The organism is Psychrobacter sp. AOP7-A1-24 (assembly GCF_052376235.1).
In the GTDB taxonomy this organism is placed as follows: Bacteria; Pseudomonadota; Gammaproteobacteria; order Pseudomonadales; family Moraxellaceae; genus Psychrobacter.
On sequence record NZ_JBQSVM010000017.1, the window covers coordinates 43,829 to 67,813 of the forward strand.

Annotated in this window: 22 protein-coding genes and 3 tRNA genes; 6 read left to right on the forward strand and 19 right to left on the reverse strand. The window is 42.0% G+C overall.

The window, feature by feature from the left end:
• Nucleotides 1-278: 278 nt before the first annotated feature.
• Nucleotides 279-2,390 (reverse strand): excinuclease ABC subunit UvrB, encoded by a 2,112-nt coding sequence (gene uvrB, locus ACT3QQ_RS07700; protein ID WP_444527542.1) that lies wholly within the window; start codon nt 2,388-2,390, stop codon nt 279-281.
• A gap of 469 nt (nt 2,391-2,859) precedes the next feature.
• Between uvrB and dps the strand changes: the two genes are divergently transcribed.
• Nucleotides 2,860-3,342, forward strand: a complete 483-nt coding sequence (gene dps, locus ACT3QQ_RS07705) for a DNA starvation/stationary phase protection protein Dps (protein ID WP_444527543.1) — start codon at nt 2,860-2,862, stop codon at nt 3,340-3,342.
• Nucleotides 3,343-3,469: 127 nt separating this feature from the next.
• Here the strand turns inward: dps and ACT3QQ_RS07710 are convergent, their stop codons facing one another.
• The 5 genes from ACT3QQ_RS07710 to ACT3QQ_RS07730 form a co-directional block, all read right to left on the reverse strand.
• Nucleotides 3,470-4,048 (reverse strand): DUF2059 domain-containing protein, encoded by a 579-nt coding sequence (locus ACT3QQ_RS07710; protein ID WP_444521290.1) that lies wholly within the window; start codon nt 4,046-4,048, stop codon nt 3,470-3,472.
• A 130-nt stretch (nt 4,049-4,178) separates the two neighbouring features.
• Nucleotides 4,179-5,279 (reverse strand): cation diffusion facilitator family transporter, encoded by a 1,101-nt coding sequence (locus tag ACT3QQ_RS07715; protein WP_444527544.1) that lies wholly within the window; start codon nt 5,277-5,279, stop codon nt 4,179-4,181.
• A gap of 177 nt (nt 5,280-5,456) precedes the next feature.
• A complete protein-coding gene (locus tag ACT3QQ_RS07720; protein WP_444527545.1) occupies nt 5,457-6,008 on the reverse strand; it encodes an acyl-CoA thioesterase in 552 nt (183 codons plus the stop codon).
• Nucleotides 6,009-6,159: 151 nt separating this feature from the next.
• Nucleotides 6,160-6,570 (reverse strand): DUF2177 family protein, encoded by a 411-nt coding sequence (locus ACT3QQ_RS07725; RefSeq protein ID WP_057760908.1) that lies wholly within the window; start codon nt 6,568-6,570, stop codon nt 6,160-6,162.
• A 39-nt stretch (nt 6,571-6,609) separates the two neighbouring features.
• Nucleotides 6,610-7,500, reverse strand: coding sequence for a LysR family transcriptional regulator (locus tag ACT3QQ_RS07730; RefSeq protein WP_444527546.1), 891 nt, complete (start codon nt 7,498-7,500; stop codon nt 6,610-6,612).
• Between the two features lie 105 nt (nt 7,501-7,605).
• On the opposite strand from ACT3QQ_RS07730, the gene ACT3QQ_RS07735 reads away from it, so the two are divergent.
• Nucleotides 7,606-8,196 (forward strand): MFS transporter, encoded by a 591-nt coding sequence (locus ACT3QQ_RS07735; protein ID WP_444527547.1) that lies wholly within the window; start codon nt 7,606-7,608, stop codon nt 8,194-8,196.
• Nucleotides 8,087-8,599: an MFS transporter gene (locus tag ACT3QQ_RS07740; protein ID WP_444527561.1), complete on the forward strand. Its 513-nt coding sequence runs from the start codon at nt 8,087-8,089 to the stop codon at nt 8,597-8,599. The genes ACT3QQ_RS07735 and ACT3QQ_RS07740 overlap by 110 nt, the downstream gene beginning before the upstream one ends.
• 101 nt (nt 8,600-8,700) lie before the next feature.
• Here ACT3QQ_RS07740 and ACT3QQ_RS07745 read toward each other — a convergent pair whose 3' ends face one another.
• The 4 genes from ACT3QQ_RS07745 to ACT3QQ_RS07760 form a co-directional block, all read right to left on the reverse strand.
• On the reverse strand, nt 8,701-10,155 hold the full coding sequence (locus ACT3QQ_RS07745; protein ID WP_444527548.1) for a class I SAM-dependent methyltransferase: 1,455 nt from the start codon (nt 10,153-10,155) through the stop codon (nt 8,701-8,703).
• Between the two features lie 115 nt (nt 10,156-10,270).
• A complete protein-coding gene (locus tag ACT3QQ_RS07750) occupies nt 10,271-11,299 on the reverse strand; it encodes a DUF1365 domain-containing protein (RefSeq protein WP_444527549.1) in 1,029 nt (342 codons plus the stop codon).
• An 83-nt stretch (nt 11,300-11,382) separates the two neighbouring features.
• Nucleotides 11,383-13,101 carry an NAD(P)/FAD-dependent oxidoreductase gene (locus ACT3QQ_RS07755; protein WP_444527550.1) on the reverse strand — a complete coding sequence of 573 codons (1,719 nt, stop codon included), beginning with the start codon at nt 13,099-13,101 and terminating at the stop codon, nt 11,383-11,385.
• A gap of 61 nt (nt 13,102-13,162) precedes the next feature.
• Nucleotides 13,163-13,900 carry an SDR family NAD(P)-dependent oxidoreductase gene (locus ACT3QQ_RS07760; RefSeq protein ID WP_444527551.1) on the reverse strand — a complete coding sequence of 246 codons (738 nt, stop codon included), beginning with the start codon at nt 13,898-13,900 and terminating at the stop codon, nt 13,163-13,165.
• A 456-nt stretch (nt 13,901-14,356) separates the two neighbouring features.
• Between ACT3QQ_RS07760 and ACT3QQ_RS07765 the strand changes: the two genes are divergently transcribed.
• Nucleotides 14,357-15,559, forward strand: coding sequence for a pyridoxal phosphate-dependent aminotransferase (locus ACT3QQ_RS07765; protein WP_444527552.1), 1,203 nt, complete (start codon nt 14,357-14,359; stop codon nt 15,557-15,559).
• 256 nt (nt 15,560-15,815) lie between these two features.
• Nucleotides 15,816-15,891, forward strand: a tRNA-Asn gene (locus ACT3QQ_RS07770).
• A 503-nt stretch (nt 15,892-16,394) separates the two neighbouring features.
• Here the strand turns inward: ACT3QQ_RS07770 and ACT3QQ_RS07775 are convergent.
• The 5 genes from ACT3QQ_RS07775 to ACT3QQ_RS07795 all read right to left on the reverse strand — a co-directional run bounded on the left by ACT3QQ_RS07775 (nt 16,395) and on the right by ACT3QQ_RS07795 (nt 19,971).
• Nucleotides 16,395-17,702, reverse strand: a complete 1,308-nt coding sequence (locus tag ACT3QQ_RS07775) for an arsenic transporter (protein ID WP_444527553.1) — start codon at nt 17,700-17,702, stop codon at nt 16,395-16,397.
• Nucleotides 17,703-17,768: 66 nt separating this feature from the next.
• A complete protein-coding gene (gene arsH / locus ACT3QQ_RS07780) occupies nt 17,769-18,542 on the reverse strand; it encodes an arsenical resistance protein ArsH (RefSeq protein ID WP_444527554.1) in 774 nt (257 codons plus the stop codon).
• Nucleotides 18,529-18,936, reverse strand: a complete 408-nt coding sequence (gene arsC / locus ACT3QQ_RS07785) for an arsenate reductase (glutaredoxin) (protein WP_444527555.1) — start codon at nt 18,934-18,936, stop codon at nt 18,529-18,531. The genes arsH and arsC overlap by 14 nt, the downstream gene beginning before the upstream one ends.
• A gap of 44 nt (nt 18,937-18,980) precedes the next feature.
• A complete protein-coding gene (locus ACT3QQ_RS07790) occupies nt 18,981-19,343 on the reverse strand; it encodes an ArsR/SmtB family transcription factor (protein ID WP_444527556.1) in 363 nt (120 codons plus the stop codon).
• Between the two features lie 172 nt (nt 19,344-19,515).
• Nucleotides 19,516-19,971: a hypothetical protein gene (locus ACT3QQ_RS07795; protein ID WP_444527557.1), complete on the reverse strand. Its 456-nt coding sequence runs from the start codon at nt 19,969-19,971 to the stop codon at nt 19,516-19,518.
• 676 nt (nt 19,972-20,647) lie between these two features.
• Between ACT3QQ_RS07795 and ACT3QQ_RS07800 the strand changes: the two genes are divergently transcribed.
• A complete protein-coding gene (locus tag ACT3QQ_RS07800) occupies nt 20,648-21,997 on the forward strand; it encodes an MBL fold metallo-hydrolase (protein ID WP_444527558.1) in 1,350 nt (449 codons plus the stop codon).
• 356 nt (nt 21,998-22,353) lie between these two features.
• On the opposite strand, the gene ACT3QQ_RS07805 is transcribed toward ACT3QQ_RS07800, so the two are convergent.
• The 4 genes from ACT3QQ_RS07805 to msrB form a co-directional block, all read right to left on the reverse strand.
• Nucleotides 22,354-22,430 (reverse strand) — tRNA-Asp (locus tag ACT3QQ_RS07805).
• A gap of 37 nt (nt 22,431-22,467) precedes the next feature.
• Nucleotides 22,468-22,543, reverse strand: a tRNA-Val gene (locus ACT3QQ_RS07810).
• Nucleotides 22,544-22,767: 224 nt separating this feature from the next.
• A complete protein-coding gene (locus ACT3QQ_RS07815; RefSeq protein WP_444527559.1) occupies nt 22,768-23,253 on the reverse strand; it encodes a glutathione peroxidase in 486 nt (161 codons plus the stop codon).
• Between the two features lie 136 nt (nt 23,254-23,389).
• Nucleotides 23,390-23,815, reverse strand: a complete 426-nt coding sequence (gene msrB / locus ACT3QQ_RS07820) for a peptide-methionine (R)-S-oxide reductase MsrB (protein WP_444520634.1) — start codon at nt 23,813-23,815, stop codon at nt 23,390-23,392.
• Nucleotides 23,816-23,985 lie beyond the last annotated feature (170 nt).

Sequence of the window (23,985 nt, forward strand, 5' to 3'; positions counted from 1 at the left end):
AATAATACGCCTAGATTATGTCCATTCCAAAAATTTAGTCTGTGTTGACAATGTGATCTATGAGAACAGCAAGCATCACTAGCGCCTTACTCGCGCTCAGATTTTTCGCTTGCGACTTAAATTTTTGGAATATTGTATGGATGGTGAGTTTTATGCGAATATGGTAAGTGGCAATGCGCTGTATTACAAGCATTCTGCGCACTCCAATATTCAATAAATCATAAAAAAAGTGAGATACTTCCTAAGTACCTCACTTTTTCTGTATCTGTCCTAATCTATCAAATTAAATGTGCTTTTAACTCAAGCACTTTATCACGCGTTTTTGCTGCTTCTTCAAACTTCAGGTCACGCGACATTTGCTGCATTTGCTTTTCTAATCGTTTAATTTCTTTCGCAAGCAAATCAGGACTACGTAAGATATTGATATCGACATCTGGCAAGTTACTCTTAACTGGGATAGCTTGGTTGTCGTTGGCATCCAAGCTTTCACCTGTATCAATCTTATCCGTAATACTACGGCGAGCACCTTTTGGCGTAATATTATGCTCAAGGTTGAAGGCAATCTGCTTGTCACGGCGACGATCGGTCTCATCTATCGCCTTTTGCATACTTGGTGTAATACGATCAGCGTAGAGAATAGCTTTACCATTCAAATGACGTGCGGCACGACCAATGGTCTGAATAAGTGAACGCTCAGAACGTAAGAAGCCTTCTTTATCGGCATCAAATATCGCTACCAGTGACACTTCAGGCATATCCAAGCCTTCACGCAGTAAGTTAATGCCGACCAATACATCATGCACGCCTGTACGGAGCTCATGAATAATCTGCATACGCTCAACAGTGTCGATGTCCGAATGTAGATACGCGACTTTTACATCGTATTCTTTAAGGTAACTGGTTAAATCTTCCGACATGCGCTTAGTCAATGTAGTAATCAGTACACGCTCGTCTTTCTCACGGCGTTTGGTAATCTCTGACAACACATCATCGACTTGCGTCAAGACGGGACGTATCTCAATCTCAGGGTCAATCAAACCAGTCGGACGGACGACCTGTTCAACCACTTGCTCGCTATTCTCAAGCTCGTATAGGGCTGGCGTAGCACTGACATAAATGGTTTTGGGTTTAATACGTTCCCACTCTTCAAACTTCATTGGGCGGTTATTCATCGCACTTGGTAATCTAAAACCATAATTGACCAAGTTTTCTTTGCGTGATCTATCGCCTTTATACATCGCGCCAATCTGGGAAACAGTCACGTGTGACTCGTCAAGGAACAGCAAGGCATCTTCTGGAATATAATCAAACAACGTCGGCGGCGCTTCTCCCGATGGACGACCAGAGAGATGCTGTGAATAGTTTTCGATCCCGTTACAGTAACCAAGCTGCTGAATCATCTCAAGATCATACTGGGTACGCTCTTTAAGGCGCTGCGCTTCAATTAGCTTATTATTGTCGCGAAAGTACTCTAATCGTGGTTCTAGCTCTTCACGAATCGTATGACTGGCAGCTTCTAATTTATTGCGCGGCGTCACATAATGCGATTTCGGGTAAATAGTAATACGCGGCACACTGCGTACCGTCTTACCCGTTAATGGATCAAACCACGTAATTTTTTCAACTTCATTATCAAATAAATGCACGCGCACCGCTAACTGCTCAGACTCAGCAGGATATATATCTAATAGCTCTCCACGCAAGCGATACGTACCACGGCCGAAGTCTAGCTCATTACGTGTGTATTGCATCTCAACCAAACGCTTAATAGTCGCCGTACGGTCGATGTTGTCGCCCACGACAACATGCAGCAGCATTTTTAGGTAGCTTTCTGGATCACCCAAACCATAGATACACGATACCGAAGCGACAATAATCGCATCACGACGCTCTAATAAAGCACGCGTGGCGGACAGGCGCATCTGATCAATATGATCGTTAATAGCACTGTCTTTTTCGATAAAAGTGTCACTGGCAGCGACATACGCTTCTGGCTGATAATAGTCATAGTAGCTGACAAAGTATTCAACAGCATTATTAGGGAAAAACGATTTGAACTCACCATATAGCTGCGCGGCAAGTGTTTTGTTATGTGCCATGATAATAGTCGGACGCTGCGTCTCAGAGATGACCTTCGCCATAGTATAGGTCTTACCAGAACCAGTCACACCCAACAACAACTGCTCGTCCATGTCTGAATTAATACCGTTAACCAGTTTTTTGATGGCTTGCGGCTGATCACCGGCTGGCTCAAAGTCGGTAACCATCTCAAAGGCACGACTCGATATTTGCGTCCCTGACGCATTAACACCACTAATTTCAGCTTCGCCTTGGAGCTGAGTGGCCAATTGATTTAACTGACGCGATGAGCGTGGTTCAGGCATTCGCATAATGGCTTTCTTCTTCTTAAGGTTTATAACAATATGGGGCCTGAGTAGCGGTTTTTAAAGGAGAATAAGGAGTCTCATCTTATGTTTAAAACGCTGTCTCACTACCCAAAATATAAGTGTATAGATGTACTGTTTATTAGGAGATAAAGCTCAATATTAGCGGATAAAACTTACGTCGTTGTAAAAAGCGCACACAGTATTCGATAAATTTACAAAGTTTTTCATGGTTAACAAACTCGTTACACGACCACCTAACAAAGCCTAAAACTCAAGGGTTCCAACATTGATTTAAGCTGCTATTATCGTTCTTGAATTAACAAGTTGATGACTTTTCAATACAAGTGAATTAATAGCTATATAGCAATTCATATGATTAGTTTTACACTGACTGTCATCAAATAGAAGACCAACAAAAACACATTGAACTTTTATTCAATATAATAATTTTAAATAAATGATGGAGTAAATTATGAGAGAACGTTACGCAAGTGGTATTTCAGACGAAACTGCAAAAAAAATGATTGATTTGTTAAACGCTAACCTAGCAAACGTTATCGATTTAACGCTAGATGGCAAGCAGTGCCATTGGAACCTGCAAGGTAAAGGTTTCATTGGTGTGCATCAACTGTTAGACGAAACATCAGAGCGTATTCTTGAAGTATCGGATACTATTGCAGAACGCATCGTGATCTTGGGTGGTCAGCCTAACGGTTTGGCGAGTCGAGTAGTAAAAGAGTCTATCTTAAACGACTACCCAACTGACATCGCTGAAGTAGATCAGCATGTTCGTGAGCTAACTAGCCGCTACAAGAAAGTCGCAGAAACTTTGCGTGAAGCAATTGCTACTGCTGGCGATGCAGGTGATGAAGACACCGCTGACTTATTTACAGAAGCAAGTCGTATTATCGACAAAGATGCATGGTTCATTGGGGCAAACTCACCAAAGAACTAATAACACTTGAACTGAATACTTATTAAAGTTATAAAAAAGCCGTCATAGTTGACGGCTTTTTCGTGCTTATAATTTTTGTGAATCACGAAATTTTAGACAGATAAAATTCCTTATTAACAAGTCTAAGCTACTCGTCAAGTTTAAGAGCTTTAATATCTGCAGCCATTTTTGGCATAATATCTCGTACCTTTTTCATAGTAGATTCCATAACAATAGGCATTACTTGTGCCATATAGTCTTTCATCATATCTGGCTGTTTATCAATAATATTTTGGCCCGTTTTACTACTATAAAAATCTATCTGCGCATCAACTTCTTCTTGATTAAAATGCTGCTTAGCAGTTTGGACATATAGGTCGACGATTTGTTGATTCATAGAGGCTCTATTACTACCATCTATCATTTCCTGACTATATTTACTAACTATAGCTTCTAAACTTTGATGCTGCTCCATACTCAAATTGTCAGTAGGCAGTGAAGACAATATAGATTGCGTCACTTGATCTGTGATCCCACTGTCACTAGACATGTCATTCATCATCTCAACGACTTTAGTCACCTCAATGAGCTTTAATAGAGAAGCATCCGTTGGTACTGCCGCTTGTACCGATATCGTTGGCACCGCCATTAAACTGACAGCACTAATACTTAACGATATAGCGAATACAGTGTTCTTCAGTGTAGCGCTCTTAAATAAAGTTCTCATATCATTATTGCCTTATGGTTTATTAGCTGTTTTTTAGTAGACTATAGTTGATTAAATTTAAAGGTAGTATAAGGTAACCGAGGGTAGATGTACATTGAATATTTTAAGCGAGGTTAACATTACCACACTTCTATAGTGGAGTGACTATATCAGGTAAAGTCAAAATATCTGCGTTAGGTTCTGACAGTGTCAAGATAGCCTCTTGAAACACTGGATTACTTCTAAATAGGTTTTCAATTTCTTCAAACTTCTGAGCAATATGCTCTTCTTTTTGATTACCTGCTATGTCTACTGCCGCCACCATAAATATCTTTTTCGGGCCGACCCACTCTAAGTGCAGGTAGGACACACTATCGATATCTGGATGATTGAGCAGCTCACTTAAAACGTATTCATGCATACGGTCAGTGACTCTATGTCCAACTAAAAAATCACGGTTACGACTGATCAAAAATATGGCGACGATGCCCAGTAGTAGACCGACAATGATAGACCCTAACGCATCCCAATATGGCTCACCTGTATACGCATGCATACCCATGGCAGCAGCGGCAATCACCAAACCGATAACCGCTGCTAAATCTTCAAAGAACACACCGCGCAATGTTGGATTAGAAGTATCTACGACATAGCCAAGTGCACTGATATCAAGTGCCTCACCATGCTTTTTACTTTGTCTGTACGCCTGAACCAATGAGATTCCTTCGAGCACAAATGCCACTGCCAATACAATAAAGCCAATTGTATAGTTAGTCTCAGACTCAGTAGCATTCCATTCCTTGATACCTGTATAAATAGAGACAATTGAGCCTGCCGTAAACACACCGAAAGCAGCAATCATCGACCAAACATAAGACTCTTTGCCATAGCCTAACGGATGACTTTTATCAGCAGGTTTGATGGACTTTTTTTCTGCGACGATGAGCAATGTGCCGTTACCAGCATCCGCCCATGAGTGAGCTGCTTCCGCAATCATAGAAGCTGAGCCAGTCATAAAGGCCGCAACTGTTTTTGCGATTGCAATCACAAGGTTGGCCCCAACCGCAATCAACACAGTAACGAGTGAGCCTGAATGCTCATCATTGGTTTCAGGGCTTTGATTGAGCGTGTTTTTTAGTTCAGGGTCATTTGGGATTTTATGATTGCCTACCCCACGCGAGCGAGGTGCTTGTGCTTTAGAAGAAGCTGGCGAATGGTGCTGGGGATTAGCAATAGATGGCTTTAAACTCATGCTAGACTCACTGAAGTAACGTATTGATGGTAGCGTTTTTGCCATAGATGAATGGCTTAAAACATACATTAGCTTAAGGTGGCTGCTCTACAATATCAGTGTCTTTTTAGTGAGTCGTTGTATAAGTTATTAATTCAGTAAGGCTGGATAGCTTTAAATAATTTCAGATAAATTAGGCTACTTTTTTACTTCGTCATGCTCTTCAACCTGCTCATTAACTTCTTCGAAATCGCAACTTGGTCGATTTGAGCTTTGCATACGCAAATTCTTACGCTCCAACGCAGCATCAGCACGGCATTGCTGCAGGTTGTTTTTAATCTCAAGTGGTGGTACTGCGGTTGGCTTACCTTTATCATCGATAGCCACCATCGTAAAGTAACAGCTGTTGGTATGACGGACGGTACGACCACGTACATCTTCTGCTTCGACGCGGATACCTACTTCCATTGAAGTCTTGCCCACATAATTAACGCTAGCTGCAAAAGTGACCAACTCACCCACATATATCGGCTCACGGAACATCACCTGATCGACGGACAGTGTCACCACATAGTTACCACTATAGCGACTGGCACAAGCATAAGCGACCTGATCAAGCATCTTGAGCAAATCCCCACCATGTACATTACCAATAAAATTCGCCATATCAGGTGTCATCAGTACTGACATGTATAGCTCATGATTTAAAGGCGCTTTTTTGGCAGTTGAGCTGGTATTGTATTGCGGCATAATATTCCTTAATGGTTTGAGACTTATTTATTATATCTACCATTTATACAGCAGGTCGCCTTATAGCACAAACAGCCCTCTGTCATCAGACAGTCTAGATTGTGTAAATTGCGGCTATTTAAATAGCGTTATATAAGCCAAAATATAAGCACTAGCTTAACCAGTGGAAGCGATACGCAAGCCATGCCACTATGGCGCTCACTGAACCAGTCAAAATACCACCCCATACAAAGTCAACCAACGCTGTATCTAATGTAAAGCCCTTATACAGTGCCAAATTGGTAAAGTCGTATGTCCCATAAGCCATCAAGCCAATCAGCCCGCCGAGCAAGAAGATATGACCAACAGATGCGCCTGCTTTTATTTGTGGATACAGAACCAAAATACAGAGTGCCAATATATAAAACATATAGAACACGCCAGCAGCCATCATGTTTGGCTCATCCGCCAATAGATGCCCGATACGCGACTCGTAAAAGGCCCCTTTCATAGTCGTTAGCCATACAGCATCGACACCCAAAAAGATAACCACAGCAGCGAGATAAATAAAAACGTAACCCATGATATTACCTCTTATAAAATGAATAAAAACGGATAAAATTTATAGTGTTAGTCTTGGTTGGATAAAGTCTAAAAATGCCAGAATACGCGAAGATACGGCACTGTTTTTATAATATACCGCCTGTATGGCTTCACGATTGTTTGGTCTGACTATCGCCTCAGGCAATACCTCAACCAATCGTCTAGACTCCAAGTCTTCACTAATCATAAAGTGTGACAGTAAGGCAATGCCCTGATGATTTAAACATAGCTGACGTAAGGTCTCGCCGCTACTGCCAGTCATATGGAAATTCAGTTTAACTGGGTTTTTTAGTGGCCAACTGTTTAGCTTTGACATATCGTTGAAGCCAATTAATTTATGAGTGCTCAAATCATCAATATGAGTCACTTCATTATGCTGGTGTAAGTATTCAGGACTGGCTACTAGTCGCAGCTTACTTTTACCTAATAGACGTGCATGCAGATTTGAGTCTCTTAAGTCGCCAATTCTGATAGCCAGATCCGTCTTGTGCTCAAGCAAATCAATAATATTGTCATGTGAGGTAAGGTCGAGAGTAATGTGTGGATACTGCGCCACAAAATCACCAACCAAAGGCGTCAGTTGATGCAATACAAACGGGCTCGCGGCATCAATTCGTAGATGCCCACTCGGCGCTTGTTTTAACAGCTTAATCGCCTCTTCACCGGTATATAACGTATTTAGACTCTCACGCGCATATCTTATAAAGACATGTCCTTCCTCAGTCAGCTCCAAGCGCCGTGTCGTTCTATTTAATAGCGTGCATTGCAGCGTATCTTCGAGTCTGGATACCGCACGAGATACTTTGGCAACCTGCTGATTTAATAAGTTGGCAGCGCCAGTAAAGCTACCCGTGTCTACTACCGTCAAAAATATCTCCATGTCTTCTGTTTTAGCATGTCCCATCATCATGATTACCTTTACAAAATTGACAAAGGTATTTTGTCATTTGTGCTGTTTTTTGCAAACTATAAATCGGTCAAACTACGCGCATCATTTAATTATTAGGATGTCGTTATGCCACTCGCTTTATGGGCGCTTACTCTAAGCGCATTTGCAATTGGGACAACCGAATTTGTCATCGTTGGATTGGTACCAACTATTGCCGCCGATCTAGGCGTGAGCTTACCTTCAGCAGGGTTGCTCGTTAGCCTATATGCTGTCGGTGTTGCCATCGGTGCCCCTATACTTACCGCACTCACTGGCCGCTGGAATCGCAAAATAGTACTGATGAGCCTTATGGGTCTGTTTGTCATGGGTAACTTACTGGCTTGGCAAGCGCCCAGTTATGAGACTTTGATACTCGCCCGCATCTTGACCGGTCTGGCACACGGTGTGTTTTTCTCTATTGGTTCCATGATTGCTACTAGCCTTGTCAGTAAAGAAAAAGAGGCCAGCGCAATTGCAAGTCATTGTAAAACCACAACTACTGTTAGTTTATTTAATGACAATCCTTGGCTATGGTGGTACGTTTACGGCATTTACCTATCTAGCCCCTATCTTAGAGCAGCAGACCAAATTTGCGCCATCAGCCATTGGTCTTATCATGCTCGTATATGGCGTGTCTGTTGCTATCGGCAATATTTGGGGCGGAAAACTTGCAGATAAACGTGGCCCTATTAGCGCGCTTAGCATTATATTTAGTGCCTTGAGTGTTATTCTTTTATTGTTCACCTTTACTATGCAATCCAAGATTGCCGCGGTGCTGACTATCTTAGTATGGGGTGCTTTCGCCTTTGGTAATGTACCGGGCCTACAAATCTACGTGGTCAAGCAAGCTGAAAAATATACACCAAACGCCGTCGATGTCGCTTCTGGATTGAATATTGCTGCATTCAATATCGGTATCGCACTGGGCTCAATCATCGGTGGTAGCGTGGTTGAAAATATGTCATTGCAAGACACGGCTTGGATCGGCGCTGTCATCTCTTTAATGGCATTAGCGGTAACACGCTATTCAGGTCTACGTGATAAGCGTACCCTGCAAGCATCGTCGAACCTTTCGATGTAGAACTTTTCAATATATAATCTTGCAACACATGGGTCTCAAACTATTTGTACAGTATGAGACCTTATGAATGTCTTGAACAAACCATATCTATATCACCATACTTATACCGACGCTATGGCTGACGTATCTGAATCGTTGAAGACAGTCTCATCGTTCAAAACCGTTTCGTGATTTAAGACGGCAGATGGTAAATCAGAAAAATGTAGCGTATCAATGTTGTTAGGCTTCACCGCAGTGACTTGTACCACACCTATCGTGCGCTCCAAAAAGCCACCTTCGCAATAGCAAAAGTAAAACTCCCATAGGCGGATAAAGGCATCGTCATAGCCAAGCGCTTGAATCTCTGCACGCTGCGCCATAAATGCAGCACGCCAGTCACGCAGCGTATACGCATAATCAAAGCCGTAATCATGTAATTGTTTGACGACCATGTCGGTCTGTTCAGTAAACTGAGTGGTTAGCTCTTGGTTTGAGAGCAAACAACCACCTGGAAAGATATGTGTTTGGATAAAATCGACCGAGTCGATATACTCTTGATAATTTTGATCATTAAAAGTGATGGCCTGCAATACCATGAGTCCTGTTGGCTTGAGTAAACTATTGCACTTAGCAAAGAAAGTTGGTAAATACTCATGCCCCACCGCTTCAATCATCTCGATACTGACTAATTTGTCATATTGACCTGTCAGCTCGCGGTAGTCTTGTTTGAGCAGTGTAATCTTGTCCGACAGTCCTGCCGCTTCGACTCGTCGCTGTGCTTCATCATACTGAGCATCAGAGATAGTCGTAGTGGTCACATGGCAGCCGTAATGTTTGGCCGCAAAGATAGCAAAACCACCCCACCCTGTACCGATTTCAATCACATTATCATCAGCACTAAGCTGTAAACGTTGGCATATCAGCGACAGCTTGTGTTGCTGAGCATCGCTAAGCGTTACGTCAGGCATAGGGTAGACTGCTGATGAGTACATCATCGTATCGTCCAAAAACCGCTCGTACATATCGTTGCCCAAATCATAATGCGCTAGGATATTGGATTTGGAGCCAGATTTATCATTGCTACGCAGTTGATGCTTCGCTCTTTCAAATGCTTTACTAATGCCCGCAAAACGATTTTCTAATTTATTGAGCACCGCTAAGTTACGAGCTGCCAAACGAATCAAACCTGTTAGATCATTCGTATCCCACTCACCATCGATATAGCTGTCCGCTAGTGCGATAGAGCCGCCAAGTAATAGCTGGCGATAGACAGCAGAATCATGAATCTGTAATGTTACATGTAGCGAATGGCGACCAACCGCCGAGCTACTAGCGTCATTAGTAGCTACTCTACCAAAACTACTGGTCTTATGTTCCTGCTCATCGAATGTTTCAAGCAGCGTGAGGCTACCAAACTGAACATGCTGTAACGCGCGAAAAATGAGCTTTCTAGCTAAGTGATTCACACTATTGCTGACTGGCTGTAGTACAGCACTTTCATTAACTACTTTACTTACACGAGCAGTTAATTTCTCTAGTTTTGTGACTGGTGCTCGATCGGTCGGTCGTGCTGGCATCGTGTGTTTATCCTTGTTTAAATGCTTTATTTTTCAATGGTTCATTTTTAGTATTACATTGACGAGATTTTTGGATTCTTGAAACTTAAAACTGCTAGAACTATAAGATATCTTTTTAACTACTGCCTCTCTTCTGGCTACTTTTCTGTTGGCTAACAGCTAATTTCTCATCGTAGTTGATATACGGCACCTTTTTAATCGCATAGAGCTTGAAAGCATGCCAATAGATACGTGTTAAAGACGTCATATTCATCAATGGATTTTTCCGCAGACTATGACGAACAGCATCTTCCGTCATTGGTACGCCTGATATTTTTATACCAGTTTTTAAAACTTCACCGCGCTTATCACTGATATTGATAGCAATACGAACTTGCAAGCCAGTATTAGGTTGCTCGTCCATCTTTGCACGCTTTACCGTAACCTGCCAACGGTACAGCTGATCGATAGGGTTAAAAGGTGATACATGAAAGTTCTTATCATGACAGAACTCAGTATCCTCTCCTTCTAACAAAAACCCGTAGTAATGGCGCTTGTCCCATGGCGTATTAGACACTTCAGCTAATAGATGAGTAGGTGTTTGCTGTGCATCAAACCCTAAGTAAAAATTAACGGGGCTAAAGTACATGCCCGCATTACGGCAGACGAGTAATCCCAACATATCGCCTTCAGGTGTGCTACCTGCATACTTTTCAAATGCTTGGCTTAGACGTTTTTCTAGTGCTTGAGTAGACTGTACATTGCTATTAAAATTTTTATCATTGCTTAGGCTATTAATACTCTGTATATCAGTATGCTGTAAATAATCATCAGGACAGAAACGTTGCAGCGCCTTTTTCTTTGCTGAAAATAGAGGCAGACTTTGCGCTAGTAGCTTTTTCGATAATATTGTCCGTAGTGGTAGTTTCCCTAGAAGCCTACTCTCATCAAATGCTGATGTGCTAATTTCAGGAAGTTCCTGTCCTGCTACAAGCGCGCTAATATTGATGCCCCAGTAGCGATAAGGGTAAACAAATTTATTCACACTAGGTAGCAGCCGACTGTGCCATGTCGTGCCCTTAAACAGCTGATGCGGCAATGCTTTTGTATCATGAGAGGACTCATGACTTGGCATAGCATTGGTATTTTGAGCGGACGTGGTCATAAATAATCTCTTGTGTACGGCGTACTTTTTATATAGTGAACATTTCGAAATACTTAGAATATATAACGACATTAGACATCATATTATTTGGCTTTACGGCGACCGAATAAACCACGTTTCTTATGTTGGCTCGTATCAGCAGTAGCATTCTGCAAACGATCAGCATACTCAACCAACTCCTGATTGGTTGTCGCTATGGTGACTTCGCGCTTATTCAGCCTACGTAACTTGGTATCCGCTTTTACAGGTAAGTCTTTATAACGGAACGGCGTATGTGCGCTATCAGCGTCAGGTAAATGAGCTTGATCAACCTCGTCTTTTATATCAATATCAAAACCAAGCGCCTGACAGACACGTAGACCACTACGTACGCCATCTTCATGAAAGCCATTAAACCAATAAGCTCCGCAGAAATGCGTGTGTGAGCCGTTACTAGAGATATTCGACCATTTGGTCTGTGCATCAATCATCGCAAGATCAAACACTGGATGACTATAATCGATGCTCTTAACTATCTGTTTATCATCAACGCTTTTATTGTCTACATCTGGGTTTAGGGTAACCAAATAATTGTGTTTTTTGGTCAAGCGTTGCAGGATATTCATGTGATAAGTCAGCACTGGCTTTGTAGGTATCTGTGCGTTTCCAGCCGCTTGCTCATCCTTAGCATTGTCTGAGACCGATTCATCTATTAAGTAATTCCAGCTTGCCCATGCCAATGGCTTCTTAGGCAAGACACTGGTATCGGTATGTAATACTGCTGTGTTCTTAGTAAAGCGGAAATGACCTAACACGTTAGATTCTTCAGTGCTAGCATCTTTTAAAATCTTTAATGCAGTATCGGCATGACAGGCAAAGATGACTTCGTCAAATACAAGGTTTTCGACTTGGCTGTCAGTGTTATTTTTATCCTGCACTGTTAAAGTTACTTGCCCACCATTACGAACCACAGACTGTACTGGGCTATTGACTCGTATTTTACCGCCTGCTTTTATAAAGCGTGGAATCAGTTTATTGACGTACTGTTTTGAGCCGCCTTTTATCGTAAACCACTGCGGACGATTAACCACGTCGAGCAAACCATGGTTATCGAAGAACTGTGCAAAAAACACCAACGGAAACTCTTGTACTTCATCTAAACTGGTTGACCAAATGGCCGAAACCATTGGCAGTAGATAATTATCGGTAAATAGCTGACCATATTTCTTTTGTGCTAGATAACCGCCAAGCGTTTGTTCTGCATAGCTACTGACATCTTGTCCTTGAGCGCGCGCAATATCATAATCTTGGCGTAACTGTTTGATATGCTGATTGAACTGTAAGATATCTTTGATGAACTGCCAGAATTTTGGATTAAGTACGTTTTTACGCTGTGATAATAAAGTATTAAGCGTATGACCATTATATTCAAAATGACGGGCAGTATTTTTGACAGAAAAGCTCATATCCGTCGCTTGAAACGGCACTTTCAACTCATGAAGCAAACGGAAGAAGTTAGGGTATGTACGCTCATTAAAAACAATAAACCCTGTATCTATCGCACTACTCTCTATATTGCTGCTCTTTGCTTTTTTACCATCTTGTAGTGCCACATCAATCGTATTTACATGCCCGCCGATATAATCATTGGCTTCAAATACCGTTACATCATGTTGCATACCTAGATAATGAGCGCATGTCAGCCCTGATACACCTGAGCCGATGATAGCGATACGTTTTTGAGCGGTCTGATGGTCAGAAGCTGTTGCAGCATTGGTAGCAATTTTTTGGTTACTTGCACGCTTGAAACGAGTAAACGGCATAAAAGCATTCCCTTCTGTATTTTTCTATCATTATGTGACTAAGAGTTGTATTAATAGTAGATTATTTTTTATTAAGCTTTTCACTAACTTGCTGCCAGACCAAATCAGGCAATGTACCTAGTACTTTTAATGGCATGGTCAGTTTTTTAGGGAATTCGATCACCTCATGTCCATCCTCAATACCATCGCGTATGGCTTGACTTGCCTGCGCTGGCGTCTGGATAAACGGCATTGGAAAGTCGTTCTGTTTAGTCATAGGCGTTTCGACAAAACCAGGTACAACCAAGCTGACTGACACATCATGCGGAGCAAGGCTAATCTGCAAAGTCTTCATTAAATAGTGGATAGCCGCTTTTGAACTACCATAAGCTTCAGCTCGCGCAAAAGGCACATAAGCAGATGCTGAACCGATACCGACCAAGCGACCTTTCGAAGCTATTAGCTTTGGTAATACCCCTTCTATCGCATGGGACAATGTACCCATGTTTACCGACATGACTTTCATAAAAGCACTACTATCAAAGTTCGGCATATCTAGGTACTCACACATGCCAGCGCCGCAAATCGCTAGATCAACATTATCGATTTTTTCAAAAGCTTCGATGACCTTTTCTCGATCCATAAGATCCAAATCAATCGTGTCTGCGCCTAACGCCTTAAGCTCCGCCAACGCTTCGTCATCACGACCGACGGCATATACATGATGATCTTCTAGCAAGTAATCTTTTGCTAACTGCTTACCAATGCCCGACGTTGCCCCAGTAATGAGAATATGTAATTTTTCAGCAGAACCTGTCATTGTAGATATCCTTTTTGAGCATTCTTATAATATAGAATTGATAGTCTTTATCATTAGTTGTATTTTATTAAGCTATAAGCCATTTTATTTAACAAATCTAAATAATTATAGTGGTCGGCTACAGGTTTATTGTTGTGTCTTCGCAATCGTCTGAGTTTAAATTTAACATAAGCGTATATTTTGTCATCTTCATAAAAATGCTTTATCACAAGCAACGACACAATATTATGTTACTAGCGTCATACGACAGCTCAATATCAGCATGCTACAATGCAAAAACTAGCAATTGCGTTGTTTGCCGAGGCATCGCCAATAATTGAGTGATTGCCGTAGTACGGTAAGGTGACGCCATCTTTTTTCAAACTATCTGACATCTTGCCCTGATAGTAAGAAAAACGTTAGATAATTAATATCAGATTTCCACCAACCCCACCCTCATATAAAAAAGGATCTCTCATGAGCGAGTTGCAACTGTCTGACCGCGTCAACAACATCCAACCATCACCTACACTAGCCATTACAAATAAAGCAAAAGAGCTAAAAGCAGCTGGTAAAGATATTATTGGTTTGGGCGCTGGTGAGCCTGATTTTGATACCCCTGAACACATCAAAAAAGCAGCAATCGATGCCATCAATGATGGATTCACTAAATATACGGCTGTCGATGGTACGCCAGAGCTAAAAACAGCCATCATCGAAAAGTTTAAGCGCGACAACGACATCAGCTATGAGCCAAACGAAATCCTAGTATCGGTCGGTGGTAAACAGTCATTCTTTAACCTTGCCCAAGCCTTTATCAATCCTGGCGACGAAGTCATCATCCCAGCACCATATTGGGTCAGCTATCCTGATATGGTTATCATCGCAGAAGGCGTGCCAGTCATCGTCAAATGCCCAGCTGAGCAAAACTTCAAAATCACCCCTGAGCAGTTGGAAGAAGCCATCACTGACAAGACTAAATTGTTGGTATTGAATAGCCCATCCAACCCAACGGGTATGATTTATACGTTAGATGAGCTAAAGGCCATCGCTGAAGTATTGAAAAAGCATCCGCAAGTCTATGTAGCTTCAGACGATATGTACGAACACATCCGCTGGACAGGCGATAAGTTCTACAATATCTTAAACGCAGCACCTGAGCTAAAAGATCGTGCCATTATCTTGAACGGTGTGTCTAAAGCGTATGCGATGACAGGCTGGCGTATTGGCTATGCGGGCGGCCCTGCTAAGCTAATCGGCGCCATGAAAAAGGTACAGTCACAGTCTACATCATGCCCGACGTCGATCAGCCAAGTGGCTGCCGAAGTCGCTATCAGTGGTGATCAGAGCGTACTAGAGCCGATGGTAGCCGCTTTTGAAAAGCGCTGTGACCTAGTCGTAGATGGTTTAAATGCCATAAAAGGCATTACATGCCTGCGTCCTGACGGCGCATTTTATGTCTATCCAAATATCGTACCGCTCATCAAAGCGGCTGGCCTGTCGTCATGTACTGAATTCTCAGCATGGTTATTGGACAAAGTAGGCGTGGCAGTTGTACCTGGCGATGCATTCGGTCTTGGCGGCTATATGCGCATCTCGTACGCTACTGATGAAGCAACATTGAAAGACGCCCTATCACGTATCGAAAAAGCAGTGGCTGATTTAGACGTTGCTGAATAAATCGTAAAGAGCAACGAGTCTTACCGCTGCTCATAAAAAAGACGCCCTATATGCTCTATAGGGCGTCTTTTTTTGTGCGAGTCTTAAGCATAACTAGGAAAAACACACTATCTCATTATTAAAATGACAATTTTTACTAATTATGCAAAAAAAGGCTTGACGTATTTTTTAATACTGCTAGAATACGCCCCACTTAGCAAGAACTCGTTAGAGACTTCTAAGGCTCGTTGTAAGCGATTCAACACTTACAACCTATTCTCCAATAGCTCAGTTGGTAGAGCAACGGACTGTTAATCCGTGTGTCCCTGGTTCGAGCCCAGGTTGGAGAGCCACATTTTAGTAGTAAATTTTTTGAGTCAACTTTGATTCAATTATGGCATTTGCCAAAACCCTCATCAATTTGATGAGGGTTTTTTTATGCGTATCATTTAGGGTCTGTTGAACATTCAAATATTAGGACTGCTGATCGCTAAAATCGCATCAAACTAGGCGTAAACCGACGATAATGTCGAGGCCTTAGCTAGGTTTATAACAACGTTTGAGGTGATTTTAGTATCAGCCTTTCAGGGCAGGCCTATTTTTTGTCAATACATGGCGAAATTGTCTAACCTAGAACAACTAGGCGTCAAAAATTTCACTGCGTATTGTCTAAAAAATAGTCACTGCCAGTACCACATTTGAATGTTCAACAGACCCTAATATTGGTTATCTATTTTGCCATTTTGATAAACGCTAATGACTACTTTATCTCATACTTGATTATGACAATGATATTCAAAAGTAGATATCATTGTCACGATAGGATATTACTGTAGCAAGTTTTCTATTGACTAGCTTAGCTTGGCAACAGTGGTAACCAGAATACCAATGCTAACAATGTGACTAACAACACAGGCGGCGTGATTAGTAAACCAATCTTTATGTACTGTCCCCAGCTAATTTTGTAGTCCTTCTCTGCCAACACATGTAACCATAGTAAAGTTGCCAGACTACCAATCGGCGTAAACTTAGGGCCCAAATCATTGCCGATGACATTGGCATAAATCATTAGCTCTCGTGTTGCTGCAGGCACTTGTGCTTGGTCAATCGCAAGCGCGCCGACTAAGGTGGCTGGCATATTATTCATAACAGAAGCGACTATAGCAGACAAGAACCCAGTTCCAACGGTAGCAATGACTGCGCCTTGTTGTCCCAACCAGTTAAGTACTCGCGCCCCATAGGCAGTAAGCCCCGCATTGCCCAGACCATATACCACCAAATACATACCGATTGAGAATAGTACGATTTGCCAAGGCGCTTTGCGTACTACATCGCTCACAGAGACCACGGCACCACGCCCGCCTTGCCATAAGCGGCCAGCGATTACCATTAGCGCAACAGCAGCGATACCTGTGACCAGTGAAATAGGTAGTCCTAACGGCTCAGTCGCAAAGTAGGCGACCAGTAGCAAGCCTAATAGTGGAAAAGCAGCTCGAAATACCAATGGGTCGGTAATAGCAGACTCTGGAGCGCTTAGCTCGCTAGTCGAATAAGTTTTTGGAATATGACGTGCATAGACAAACCACAATACCAGTAGCGTCGCTAATACAGACACGATATTGACCGGCACCATTACCGCCGCATAACGACCGAAACCAATATCAAAATAATTGGCACTGACAATGTTGACTAAATTTGAGGTGACCAACGGCAGACTTGCCGTATCAGCAATAAAACCAGTCGCTATGATAAATGCTAACGCTGATGGTGGCGAAAATTTCAGACGTAGCAAGATAGCGATGACAATCGGGGTCAGTAGTAGCGCAGCACCATCATTGGCAAAAAAGGCAGAAATAAAGGCGCCCAATATGACAATCATCGGAAACAACAAGCGCCCTTGCCCATTGCCAAGGCGTGCCACGTGCAATGCGGCCCAGCCAAAAAACCCTGCCCGATCTAAGATAAGCGAGATGATAATCAGCGCTACAAAAGTAAAGGTCGCATCCCAGACAATATCCCAGACAATACCCACATCTGATAACTGCACGACACCAAGCGCTAACGCGACTAAAGCACCACCCATGGCGCTCCAGCCGATGCCCAATCCTTTAGGTTGCCAGATAACTAAGACTAAAGTGACCACAAAAATAGCAAATGCAAGCATTGTACAACCTTACTTGAGCTGATTTTATTCAGCCGAATTAATATAGGGAATTAGGTCGATTAAGGGTTAGATCGATTTTTGATTGACGCGGCTCGATAGTTCTTCAGCACTCTCAACGCGTTCTGAATAACGATCAGTAAGATAATCTGAACGTCCGCGTGTGAGCCAAGTAAACTTCACTAGCTCTTCACAGACATCAACAAGACGCAAATATAACGGAGACATATCCATGCGATTGTCGTCGTTGAACTCCAAAAATGCTTTGGGTATCGAAGATTGATTAGGGATAGTAATCATCCGCATCCAGCGCCCAAGAATACGCATCTGATTGACCGTATTAAAGCTCTGACTACCGCCGCTGACTTGCATCAATGCTAGGGTTTTACCTTGAGTTGGACGCACGCCACCTAGTGATAGCGGTATCCAGTCGATTTGCGCTTTCATGATACTGGTGATACTGCCGTGACGCTCTGGACTCACCCACAGCATGCCTTCTGACCACTGCGCCAGCTCCCGCAATTCTTGCACTTTGGGATGGTCTGAGTCTACATCGTCAGGCAACGGCAAGCCGGATGGATCAAACATTTTTACTTCACAACCATACCAACGTAGCAATCGGCTCGACTCTTCAGCAGCAAGCCTAGAAAATGAGCGAGCACGGACAGAACCGTATAGCACTAGTATTCTTGGTGGATGACGTGAGTCATTTGGCGCAACCAAAGACTCAATGTCGATAGGCTGAATATTATCTATATCAATATTGGGCAAATCGTCGACGCCATATTTTGGCGAAACAGTAGATTCAGTTTCCAATGCTTGGTCAACCTTAGTGTTTGTCATGAGTAATAACCTCACCGTCTTCTTTTGTAAATCTAGTTACTGGATTGGCTAGCAATTCAAACACTCGTTCTGAAGGACGGCATAGAGCAGCGCCTTTATCAGTCACTACGATAGGACGATTGATTAAAATGGGATGCGCAATCATGGCATCGATAATTTGATCGTCAGACAACTCAGGATTATCTAGACCAAGCTCATCATTAATAGCTTCTTTGCTTCTTAATAGCCCTCTAGGTGAAATCTGCATTTGTGCCAACAACTCAACTAAACAGTCGCGTGTTGGTGTATCTTTTAGGTATTCCACCACCTCTGGCTCTTCACCTGATGCTTTAATAATGGCAAGCGTATTACGAGATGTACCGCATTTAGGATTATGAAAGATTAATGGCTTCATAGTGTTTACACCTATTTTATGTATTTATTGAATTGACAATTGGTTTAATCATTAGTTTGCTCAGCAGACTTATTTACTCTACATCCGCTCAGACTATCCATGAGCGACGCACACAATTCTGGATGCCCTGCACAGCAATCTTGCAGCAGGAACTGAATGACATTATCCATATGTGATAGCGAAGCACGATAGATAATCTGTCGGCTATGACGCTGTGAGACCACCCATCCTGCCCTTGCCAGCACCGATAGATGGGCTGACATCGTGTTATGAGGGACAGAGAGCTGACGGGCGATTTCACCCGCAGGTAGGCCTTCAGGCTCATGGCTGACTAGCAGTTTGAAAGCCTTTAAACGAGTATCTTGAGAGAGCGCAGCAAAGCTTGCGGTAGCATTTTTTATTTCCATATGTCCAATAATACAGACATATGGAAATAATTCAATGTTTTTTGAACGATTTTGTCGCTTATTTTAAGTGTCAAAACTTAGTAGAAATGCGACGATAAATACATTTTCTAAGTAATTGATGCTAATACTTACCAACATAAGATTAATTACTACGTATGCTCAAGTAGCTATATTACATGTTCGCGTGAAGACAACGCTTAACAATTTCGAACCTGGTATTTTCTGACGGTTTAAGCTTACCATTTATCCAAAAATCATTATCTAATTTATCTGTGTGCTTTTGAGATCCTCCCCAGCGTGCTTCTTTAGAACCAAAATCCTTTAATTCAATTAACGTAAAGCCTTGCTTTTCCTCTTTGCTGAGTAGTGTTTCAGGAACCCAACCGTTAACCATAGTTGTATGACCTTGCTCAAAATCGATATCGAAATTTAACCAATATTGAGTTTCGTCGCCTGAATCTGATAATTTTTTTAATATAAAATCATGCTTGCACAAAGAAACAAAGCTATCTGTCGATTTTAAAAAATACCAAGTCAAATCTAGCAACTCCTGACAACGCTCAATGTTAGGCGATGGAGCATCATTATGTTCAATGTCATTTCTGATAAGCATTAACTGCTTTAACATATAAGGTCGAACTAAGCCCAAAGACTCTAAGTATTCTAGATATCCTTTTGGTGAATCAGATAAAGCAATTTTTTTGAGTGAATATACGTGCTCTATAAACTTTAGTCTTTGATTGAGACAGCGCTTTAAATTAGAAACAACACCTACTCAATCAAACTCATTTGCATTCCCTGTCAAAATTAAGTCAGCATGATTCCAAAGATCGTACGCTCTCAGATGATCCGCTTCGTTCGTATAACTATAGCTCTCTATTGTTGCAGACCAATCTAATACTGAATCGCATAGCCAAATATATTCTTTCTTCATATTTTATTACTCAATTTTTTTAACTGATCAACATCATTATATAGAAAATTAGAACAGACCAACCTTAAAGATAAACCTTGTAAAGTTGCCTCACCTAGCCTTTCAATTAAATTCTTACAGATAAAAAACCTAATGGTGAAAGTGAGCACTTCTTAACCTTCTCAACCTAAAGCCTTCTACGTTTGGCCTTATGTAAACAACAAGTTTAATATATGTTATTGTATATTGATGATACTTAGAAGTTCATGCTAGATTGAATACAAGCTTATGCAAAAGTAAAACTGGATTTGGCTGGTCGCTCTCGCTCTGTACTGCCAATAAACCTGATTAGAATAACTATTATGATTAAAACAACAATAAGGAAATAACCATGCTATTAGAGAAAATTAAGACACCTGGGCTTTCGCACCTATCCTATTTATTAGGCTCTGGTGGTCAAGCAGCAGTGATTGATCCGCGTCGTGACTGCGCGATATATGTAGAAAAAGCGCGCGCAGCAGGACTTGAGATTACTCATATTTTTGAAACACATCGTAATGAGGATTTGGTTTCTGGTGCACCTATCTTGGCCGCAATGACAGGAGCAACAGTTTTACATGGTCCTAACCCAGAACAACCTGTTGTCTACGCTGAGACCGCACGTAATGGTGATTGCTTTTCAATTGGCCAATTAGAAATCCGTGCCTTAGAAACGCCTGGTCATACCGATGATCACCTTGCTTATGCGCTGTTTGACACGGCGTATCCAGACAAGGCGGTTGGAGTCTTTACTGGTGATGCGCTCTTTGTAGGTGATGTCGGTCGTACTGACTTCTATCCTGATCGTCGCAGAGAAGTTTCAGGTCTACTTTATGACTCATTACAAGACATTTTAGCGCTTGGGGATCAGGCGATTATTTATCCAGCTCATGGTGCAGGCTCTGTCTGCGGATCAGGTATGGCGGAGCGAGAGTTTTCTACCGTCGGTCATGAAAGAATGAACAATCCACGCTTACAGATTACCGATCGTGAGACATTTATTGACTTCAAGACTAGCGAAAACCATTATCAGCCGCCCTACTTTAGATTGATGGAGCGCCTTAATATGGAAGGTGGTGAAGCGCCTCCAATCGTTATGCGACCGCGTAACCTTTCCCTTAAACAACTGCATGACTGCGATGCTGATCATCTCATCGATATTCGTGAACCAATGGCATATGCGTCAGGACACCTGCCCGGTTCTATGAGCTTACCTGTCAATATGCTACCTGCGTTTGCTGGATGGTTTATCGAGGAAGGACAAAGTTTGGCACTGATTGCCTCTGACGAAGAGCAACTTGCGACTGCGATGGAGCATCTGGTACGTATTGCTTTTGATAATATTGTCGGTGGCTATGTGGGTGTTGTCCCTGCTGCTGCCCAAGGTGAACAGATGCAGCGAACCCCTATGATCGATACGTCCGAAGTGGAAAATCGTCTTAATAATGCTCAAAATTGGACATTGCTCGATGTACGCGATATCGATGAGAGGAATGCCAATGCTATTGAAGGCTCACAGCATATCTATGTCGGTCACTTGAACGAGCGTTGGCGTGAGCTTGACCAAAGTCGCCACTATACCTTGATGTGCGCCAGTGGTGCTCGGGCAACGATAGCAGCAGGGTGGCTCGCTAGTCGAGGTTTTGATCACATTGATATCTATTTAGGGTCAATGGGTGCATGGCAAGCAACACATGACTAACCTGTTATCCGTAGCTAGAATCTATAATGAGCTAAAAAGCATCTAAATTTTTAGATAGTTAGTTTTAAGCAAAGCCACTTTAAAGTGCCGTATCTGAGATAAATGCGACGACCCTTCTTTTATTCAATATAAGGCTGATATAAAAGAAGGGTTATCCTTTTAGCTGTTCTTGGAATGATATGACTTAAGTGAATGTAAGTCATAATTCTAGGTTCTAACTCTTATTGCACTTTATTATTTGACTTATAACTCATAAAACATAGATATATAAAAAAACAGACACAAAAAAACCTCAAACAATCTAATGCTTGAGGCGAAACTTGCTTAAACTCGTAAGTTTAAATTCGTTTTAAATATGGCGCAGCGGACGGGACTCGAACCCGCGACCCCCGGCGTGACAGGCCGGTATTCTAACCAACTGAACTACCGCTGCTTAGGTCTCTTAGCTTGTTTAGCCACTTGCTAAGAAGTGGTGGGTGATGACGGATTCGAACCGCCGACATTCTGCGTGTAAGGCAGACGCTCTACCAACTGAGCTAATCACCCTTCGAATAATTGCTAGGCAATTTATTCAGCATCAACTGAGCTCTTTAGTTTGTCACTAAGCTCCGTTGCTGTGGGTGTGTATTATATAGATTTACAGTTGGGTGTCAAACAGTATTTACCACTTTTTTAGATATTTTTTCTATTTTCATTAGAATATCTAGCAAGCATTTGTTTTTATTGGTTTTATATTTTCATACAAAACCAATATTTTTTAGGTTTCATGCCTATTTGTTAGCCAGTGCTTGCTCGATATCATTTTTAATGGCTTCTGGCTTGGTCGTTGGTGCATAACGGTCAATAACCTGACCTTTTCTATCAACTAGGAACTTGGTGAAATTCCACTTAATACCATCTGTCAGTACACCACCCTCTTGTTCTTTGAGCCATTGATAGATAGGATGAGCATCTGCGCCATTGATATCAGTCTTCGCCATCATAGGAAAGCTGACGCCATAGTTCTTCTGGCAAAATGAACCAATCTCGTTATTGCTACCTGGGTCTTGGCTACCAAATTGGTTACAAGGAAAACCGACAACCACCAGTCCTTGATCTTTATACTGTTGATATAGCGACTCTAAGCCTTCGAACTGCGGCGTAAATCCACATTTACTTGCGGTATTGACGATTAATAATACTTTATCTTGGTAATCTGAAAATGCTTGTGAGCTACCATCCATGCGCTCAGCGGTAAAATCATAAATTGTACTCATCATTTATTCCTAAATTGAGGTTTTTATTGTTCTAAGTGTTTATGCAAAATTTATTTTTCTATCATACATATAATAAAACTATTGAAAAGGAAGCACCCTGTACTTCCCTTCTACATTTCTAATATTACTTAACCTACTACTTCTCAGACTTATCTAAATCAATAGATACTGAGTTGATGCAATAGCGCATGCCTGTAGTCTCTTTTGGTCCATCAGGGAATACGTGACCCAAGTGTGCGCCACAGTTACTACAGGTGACTTCTGTGCGCGTCATACCTAGAGAGTTGTCTTCATGCTCTTCAATGGCGCTGTTATCAATGCCTTGATCAAAACTTGGCCAGCCACAGCTCGCATCAAATTTATTACTTGAGTCAAATAAGCTTGCACCGCAGCCTTTACAGCGGTAGACGCCATCATCAGTCGCATCATTGTAGACACCTGTGAACGGACGCTCAGTGCCCTTCTCACGCATAATATGATACTCATCGGCGCTTAAACGCTCTTTCCAGTCAGCTTCAGTCAACTGGCTAATTTCTTCTTTGCTTAGTTGATTGTCTTGCATAATTTATCCTTATTCGAGTATTTATTATCTAATCTCGATTACTGTTTTATCGCCATATGATTATGAAAACGACGTGCTCTATCTGTTGGTTATCAATGCACTATTCAAGGTACATGTAAGAAAAATGCTAACTATATAAAGAGAGAAATAGCGCGGCTGAAAATATTAAC